We start from the raw sequence: 8,135 nt of genomic DNA, 5'->3' as shown, positions 1-8,135 counted from the left end.
TAATATAAAAAACGTCGAAGCTAATTGGCAAATGTTAGCTGGTTTGACAAGTTTACAAACACTGGTGCTCGGACCGGGACTTGATTTCAGTCGCCACGGCAATCAACCGCTCGTCGATTTACCGGATGTTCCCAAGAATAACACCTATACGGGAAAGTGGGTCAATATTGATGATCCATCGCAAACACTAACGAGTACTGAATTGTTGGCCTTGTACGCTGGTAAATCAGCGCCAAAAGCAACCTTTGTTTGGGAGACGAAATCCGCAGCGTCGATTACGGCCAAAGATAGTGAGATTTTTGTTAATCAGTCCTGGGATTGGTCACAAAATGTGACACAGCTAATCGATGCGAATGGTCAAACTGTCGATGTTAGCACGTTATTGAGCACCAATCCGCAAGCAGTGTCAGTCAGTGGCGATACCGTCGACACAAGCAAACCGGGGACTTATCAGGTGACGCTGACCTATGCTGGCCATCAAACGACTGTAACGGTCACCGTTAAAGAGAATCAAAGTCAACTGAATCTTCAAGCGAGTGACGTGACGGTTGAAATCGATTCGTCAACGGGAACCGCCGTGTGGCAACCACAAGATAATTTTACCAATGCCACCGATTCGGATGGCCAGTCAGTTGATTGGTCAGGCATCACGGTCATTGGAACCCCAGACCTAACCACAGCCGGCAGCTATGAAGTGGTCTACCAATTCACGGATATGACTGGACAATTGGTCAGTGCCACGGTGACCGTGACGGTGGCTGAAAATGAGGCTGATACGGGTGACGGGGACGGCGAGGAGCCTGGTGAACCAGAAGTGCCAGGAGAACCCGAGGAGCCAGAAGTACCTGGTGAACCTGAGGAACCAGAAGTGCCGGGAGAACCAGAAGAGCCGGAAGTACCGGGGGAACCGGAAGAACCAGAAGTACCAGAAGTGCCGGGTGAACCAGAGCAACCAGGAGAACCAGAACATCCCGAAGCTCCGGAACGCCCGGAAGTACCAGAGCGCCCTGAAATGCCAGAACATCCAGAAGTTCCAGAACGCCCAGAAGCACCAACGCAGCCGTCCCAACCAAGTGGCCCAACTGCTGACACCGATGCGGGACATCAAGAATCAATACGGCAACGACCGAACGTTACCGGACCTAGTTTAGCGACTACAAGCGGTCTGAACAGGGATGCTAGTCAGAAGATTTCGTCCGAACAAGTTGATCAGCAACGGGAAAAATCTGCTTTGGTGCGTTCAGACCAGGAGACTGCAGTCGTAACCCCGCTACAGGAACGGGTTACAACGGATGCAATTCGAACAACTGCGAGTGAAAGCTTGCCGCAAACAGGTGAACAGTCTAACCACCTTGGATTGATGGGATTAATGATCTTGATGGCGACGGGTTTGGCGAGTGTACTGGGAATTAAACGTCGGCGAGGCTAATTAGATTAAGGAGTGGATGACAAATGAGAGAACAAGCAAAACGGTATAAAATGTACAAAAGTGGTAAAATTTGGGTATTTGCTGGAATAACGCTGATTACCTTAAACCTGACCATGATTAATGGGCGCGCGGATGACACTGATGCGGCCCCGGTGACGGATACTGCAACCCAAGTTTTACCAACCGAGCAGCAACCCGAGCTGACACTGAACAAGACTGAACAAACATCTGGCGATAATGCAGCCAGAGCAGAAATCAGTGATGCACCGGCAAGTGCTGAAGCCGTGACAACCGACTCACAAGCGGCGGACACTGTCCAGGAATCCATGGTGGCAGCGCCCGCTGAAAGTCATGCTGATGCTTCAGTGCAAGTTTCTACTGAACAACCAAATCAGTCAGTGGTTTCCGACCAAGGTGTTGAAGCTCCCGCTGCAGATGGACAACTGCCTGTTGAGCCAGCGCCGGATGTTGTGGTCGATCATGATAGTTCATCAGTACACTCTGATTCAGGACAAGTTGCGGATCATGAGGCTGATGAAGCGACTGAGATACCAGATAGTTTGCTTGTTGGCCCCGATGTCACTGCAACGGCCAATGAACAACCTGTGTTAACGGAATCAAAAGACATGGTGCGTCGCCAGGAACCACGTGCTAACGAATTAGAACGTGGCATTCAAGACACGCGAAGAACAGAAGTAACAGGTAACATTGGTGTTAACTGGTGGTTTGATGGTGAAACCGGCGTGTTATCACTAGGTGGGGGAAAACTAAAGCCGTGGCATAGTATGAGCAGCCCTTGGGAATGGTATACGTGGTTTGAACAAGTAACTAAAGTGGTTATCACGGATACGATAGTTGCGGATAAAAATATGGCTGGACTGTTTTCCGACTTAAAAAATGTGAAAAGCTATGTTGGCTTGGATAAAATTGATACCAGTGAGGTTGTCAGCATGCGGGGACTCTTTATGGACAATCTAAATTTGACGACCTTAGACCTGAGCAGCTGGAATACAAGCAAACTTGAAGAGATGAGACTGATATTTGGAGTCGCAATTTATGATAGGCCTAAATTTTCTAAGTTGACGAGTATCAACTTAGCTGGTTGGGATACGAGCCATGTGACTGATCTATCCGGTGCGTTTTTATACTGCGGTAGCCTCAGAACAGTGATTGGATTGGAACAATTTAATACTGAAAAAGTCACAGATATGACCGCCGTGTTTTATGGTACAGCATTCAGCAGTTTGGATGTCTCTAATTTTTCTAGTGAAAGTTTGACAGAAATGTTGTGGATGTTCGGTGGAATGCGTAATGTGACAAGTATCAAACTTGGTTCCAAGTTTGACGCAGCATTAGTTCAGAATTTCCGTGCTTTATTTGTGTATAGTCCCAAATTAGAAGTGTTGGATATTTCCGGTCTAGACATGTCACGGGTTACAGAGAACAATGGTATGTTTCTGGGTGATTTTAGTCTTAAAAAGCTAACGCTAGGTCCCAACACTAATTTATCTAAACTTCTCGAGGCGCCTTCAGTTGGTTTACCCGGCCCCTATCTGTCCGAAAAATATAGCGGCCGTTGGGTCAACCTTGACGACCCAAATGACACTTTGACCACTCAAGAGCTGATTGCGCGCTATTCCGGCAACGGTGCTGCTATGGCGACGTACATCTGGGAGGCCAATCGGGCGATCATCGACTTACATGATGTGACCATCGATGCCGGTGACGATTGGAATTGGTCCAACAGTATCGACAGGCTAGTTGACCAGTTTGGCAATCCGGTCGATGTGCAAGCCCTGTATGCCGCCAATCCCAAGGCGGTCAAACTGCGCGGGGACCGCGTGAACACGAAACGTCCAGGCACGTATCAAGTGACGTTTAAGTATGCGGGGAAAACGGTGACGGCTTTGGTGATCGTCAAAGCCGACCAAACTAGTCTAAACGTTCATGATACTGACTTGCATGCCGGTGGGACTTGGCAACCACAGGATGCGTTTGACGGCGCAACGGACAAGGATGGTCAGCCAATTGATTTTAGCAACGTTACGGTGACCGGCGACGTCAACTCGGCAGTACCCGGGGAGTATCAAGTGACCTACACGGTTGGCAATCAGAGTCAGACTATCACGGTGACGGTCAAAGAAAATCAGGCAAGTTTGAATCTTCACCAACACCACGTGACGGTGCATACGGATGGGCAGGGTGGCAGTACTTGGCAGCCACAAACCAACTTCCATAATGCGACGGATGTTGATGGGCAGCCCGTTGACTGGTCCGCAATCGAAGTTATCGGGATGCCTGATTGGACGACTGCTGGCGACTATCAAGTCACATATCAGTTTAAAAACCAGCATGGCAAATTAGTTGCGGCAACGGTAACGATTACCGTCGTGATTGAAGAAGATGACGAACAGGGCGAGTCACAGAGCGCACTCCAAGTTCAAGATTCAACGCTGCAAGTTGGCGATACCTGGCAGCCGGAAGCAAACGTGGTCGTTGTGATGGACGTGAATGGCGACACCGTACCGTTTGATAAACTGCTGGTGACCGGAACCGTGGATACCACGAAGGCCGGCGTCTACGAAATCACCTACCAATATACCGATGCGAGCGGTAAAGTATTTACCGAAGTCGTGACGGTGACGGTCGTCGAAGCTGACGATGGTGATGCGAACGGTGAGCAGCCGGATGACGGTGATGACACGGATGAATCTGAACAACCTGGCGATGGATCGAATACTGAACAACCTGGCGACGGTGATGCCAACGAACCGGATGAATCGGAACAGCCGGATGCCGGAGAACAGCCAGCTCGGCCGGACGATGGCGATGATATTGACGGTTCTGATGAACAAGGCCAATCTGGTAATGGCAGTCAGACTGAACAGCCTAGTGAACAACCACAAACTGGTGACACGGGTAGCCATGGTAAGCCAGGCGGGAACAATGCGGGCAAACCGGGTACTTTAGGCGCTAACAATCAGGGGACTAATGGTAAGGTCCCAGGCAAAACTGGTGTCAATCATGGTTCAAACAATCATTCGAGCGATGTTAACGGTGCAACTCAAACGGTTCTTGCTGATTTATCAGCAGGAACGGATGGGCAATCACGCACCGGCCTGAATGTTCGCGACCAAACAACGAAGCAACTTGGCCAAGCTTCACCATCCAGCTCTGTTCAGCCAGCTACTGCTAAAATCGGAGCGGATTACTTACCACAAACGAGTGAACAAGCAAGCCATTCCGGTGTCTGGGGTGCCTTACTGCTGGGCTTGACGGTATGTGGTGGCTGGTTGGGATTACGCCGCAAACAGTAGGTCGCATCACTAACTTGGCCAATAACACGTTAGAATTTTCAAATGGGCCAGCTAGTAAGTGGACTAACTGTGTACGAACAGTCTTCGTGTGTACCAGGTGACAATTCCCAATCCACACAAAAACAGGTCGCAGTTTCCAATCGGAAGCTGCGGCCTGTTTTGCTGGTTAAAAATTATTGCACCTTGGCAACTAGTTGTTCAGTGAACGCATCCAGTGCCTTGACGTCATCCGCTTCAGGAGCAAGGTTAACGAACACATCCTTGGCTCCCTGAGTCGCGCCAGCTTTTTTGAACGCCTGACTGAAATCGGTGACGGCTTTACAGTAATCGTCATCGTAGAACGTATCTCCGGAACCGGCGCAACCGTAGATTTTGCCGGTCAAATCGAGATCTTGTAAGTCTTCGTAGAAATCGAGCCCTTCTTCAGGGAGCGCGCCTTCATCGTAGGTATAAGGGACCACGACGCAAATATCGACATCGTTGAATTCCGTGGCGTCGGCTTGCGAGATTTCTTCTTTGGCAACATCGACTCCAAGTTTTTCAAATTTTTCAGTAATAATATCGGCAACGTCCTCATTATTACCGGTAATTGTGGCAAAAATAACTTTAGCAGTGGCCATGTGAACTCCTCGCTTTCAAATATCTTGATAAGCTGATTATAGCAGAGTTTTCATGTGAAATTAAGGTATTGCGGCGTTATTCACAAAACCAGTTGGTCGAGTGTTTCTCAGCAGTGAATTCCATGCTATAATTTAACTATTAATGGTTATTTTACCGAAAATAAATTAATTTTTGGTCGGCGCTTAACCAGAGACTGAATAAATTATAAATTGGCGAGGAGCGTTGGTTTTGTCTAAAAAGAAGAAAAAAGAAGGGTTGGGTAGACGGCTGTGGAATTCCATTACGGAGCCGATTCCTGACGACGATAACGATGAACAAGATAGTGAACAAATTCCTTTAGCCTACGATCTAAAGGATTCAGCGGCGGCAAAATCAGACGATCCCGAAGCAAAATCAACGGTCAATATCCCTCGTTCCAAGGCGGATGCCGAGGATAGTAAACAACCCGTTGATGCAGTGATTGAACCTGAAAAAGTGGCCAAAAAAGCACAGCAGCATGGGGACACTAAAGCGGCCGCTACAAGCAAAGCAAGTTCGACAGCCGCTAAGTCAGACAAGGCCGACAAAGCGGACACGGCCAAGCATGCGGCAACTAGCGCGACCATGTCGAAGGATGCGCAACGGCGAGCACAAGCGGCCAAACAAGCTGCGAGTCAGACCAAGCAAGGCGCTAATTCAGCTGAATCAGCCAAAACAGCAGGTTCGGCTGCGAAGGCGACCACTAAGCATGCTAAGGACGAAACGTCGCAAGCAACTAAGGCGACGCAATCACAGCCGGCTGCAGCGAAGAATGCCCAATCAGCAAAAGCTGCCACTAGCCAGGCAACATCCGCGGACCAACAGTCGGCAGAACCGACGACCCGAACGGCTAAGCACGCGGCACAAGCCAAGTCTGCGGCTCAGGGGAGTCAATCAGCGGCTGCGGAGACACCAGCTAGCCAAGCAACGAATCAGCAAGCGACGGGCAGCCAATCAGGCTCACAAGCCGGCGATACGACGGCAGAACCGATGACCCGGACGGCTCGGCATGCACGGCAAGCTGCAGCTAAACGGAGCCAACAAAAGACAGAAAATTCGGCAACCAGCCAAGCTGCTACTAGTTCGGCAACCGCTAAGTCGACCAATGATTCAACAGCAACTTCTACGAACGCAACTAAGCAAGGCGCGAAGGCGGCTGCGGCTCAATCAGCCACTGCTCAGGGTGCAGTTGCCAAATCGGCTGCCACATCAACCGCGGCCAAGTCGACTGGTTCGCAGGCCCAGACTTCGGCGGCAACTAAGGCAAACTCGGCAGCTTCAACCAAAGCCAAGGGGCAATCGTCCCAGGCGAACAAGGCTAAGTCGGCGGCAACGCAATCGACAACCGCTAACACGACACAAGCGAAGTCTGAAGCCCCACAACAACCAAAAGTTGCGCGGCGGATTCCTGCCGACCACATCCCACCGGTTGCGCGTAAGCAACAGCCGAAGATTGCGGTCAAGGGGACGGAACAGCCTGAAGATGAGGTACAACCAGAATTACCACTGTCACGTGAAGAATTATATGGGGACCAACAACCAAATGGCGGCAAGCAACCTAAAAAGACGAGTATGTCGCGGGTCGCTCGTCATGAAGAACACATCACGGCTGATGACTTGGAAGCTGAGAATCAGGACGCATCCAGACTTGAAAACGATGACCAAAATCCACATCTGAAGCGGAAATCCCGGCATTACAACTGGAAACTGATGCTGACCGGGGTGGCTATCTTAGTGGTCGCTGCAGGTGGCGCCTTATTCATGTGGAACCATGCGCAAACGACGCAGGCCGAAGCACGGACCAGTGCCGAACGGATCGTCGACCAAGTTTACACGTCATCAGCGCAACGCGATTTACGCAGTAGTGCAACGAGTGCGACATTGGCGAAGTTACAAACTAATATTGATAATATGAAGGATTCGAGCGAGAAGACGAGCTTGCAGAAGCAACATGACACTGCAGCCAAAATGCTCAAGGTCCGGACGAACTATCAAGATTTGCGTAATGCTCAAGGGCGTATCAAGGCGGATGTCACCATGGATACGATCACCAAGAATCAGCAACGGTTGACCAGTACTGGTTTGACGACGAACAAGGCTTATTTTGCTAAGAAGTATGATAAGTTGTTTGAAAAGACCGGTAAGACCGTCAAAAAGGTGGTCAGCTATGACACGGCCTTCCAGAAACTCTATAACAAGAAGAACAAGTTGAAGGCCTCGACCCCGTCAACGACGGTTGATAAAGTGGCCGCAAACTTAAAGGCCTACCGCAAAAAATCACAGTTAGCCGAAAACGACTACGTGAAGTTAGTGGCTGATCGTAAGAAGTTGGCGAAGGCTAACAAGGCATCCGCATCATCTTCAAGCTCCAGCACCTATAGCTACAGTTACAGCGAACCAGAATCATCCTCGAGTTCTTCGTCGTCAGTTTATAGCGACAGTAGCTCATCGGACGATACTTATAGTTATAGTAATGATACGGATACGAGTTCGGCAACTTCCAGCTCAAAGGCTTCTAGTTATAGCTATAGTTATAGTGCGGCCGATAGTAGCAGTTCGACGACTGACTATGGCACCACGTCATCATCAAGCACTACTGGAACGAGTTCAAGTACCACTTCGACCACGTATGGTGATGGGACGGGCACTAATTAAGCTGACTAGTTCGATCCGCAATTAAATACGCACGACTGAGACACTTGTCTTTAGTCATCAGTTACGTTGATTAAACGTCTCGTGACCACCCGCAA

General features: G+C 49.6%; 4 protein-coding genes. 3 read left to right on the top strand and 1 reads right to left on the bottom strand.

Translation table 11 applies throughout. The annotated features are described in order from the left end of the window. Both KGF65_RS02585 and KGF65_RS02580 read left to right on the top strand, forming a co-directional pair. The coding region (locus KGF65_RS02585; RefSeq protein WP_216748753.1) for a bacterial Ig-like domain-containing protein at positions 1 to 1,429 on the top strand (1,429 nt) is incomplete at its 5' end. Positions 1,430 to 1,452: 23 nt separating this feature from the next. Beyond that, positions 1,453 to 4,746, top strand: a complete 3,294-nt coding sequence (locus KGF65_RS02580) for a bacterial Ig-like domain-containing protein (RefSeq protein WP_105923824.1) — start codon at positions 1,453 to 1,455, stop codon at positions 4,744 to 4,746. A 173-nt stretch (positions 4,747 to 4,919) separates the two neighbouring features. On the opposite strand, the gene KGF65_RS02575 is transcribed toward KGF65_RS02580, so the two are convergent. Further along, positions 4,920 to 5,366, bottom strand: coding sequence for a flavodoxin (locus KGF65_RS02575; RefSeq protein WP_003639501.1), 447 nt, complete (start codon positions 5,364 to 5,366; stop codon positions 4,920 to 4,922). A 229-nt stretch (positions 5,367 to 5,595) separates the two neighbouring features. Here KGF65_RS02575 and KGF65_RS02570 point away from each other — a divergent pair, with 229 nt between their 5' ends. Continuing rightward, on the top strand, positions 5,596 to 8,040 hold the full coding sequence (locus KGF65_RS02570; protein WP_105923825.1) for a hypothetical protein: 2,445 nt from the start codon (positions 5,596 to 5,598) through the stop codon (positions 8,038 to 8,040). Positions 8,041 to 8,135: the final 95 nt, after the last annotated feature.

This window comes from Lactiplantibacillus sp. 30.2.29, from assembly GCF_018991255.1.
In the GTDB taxonomy this organism is placed as follows: Bacteria; Bacillota; Bacilli; order Lactobacillales; family Lactobacillaceae; genus Lactiplantibacillus; species Lactiplantibacillus pentosus.
This window is presented reverse-complemented; position numbering and strand designations above follow the sequence as displayed.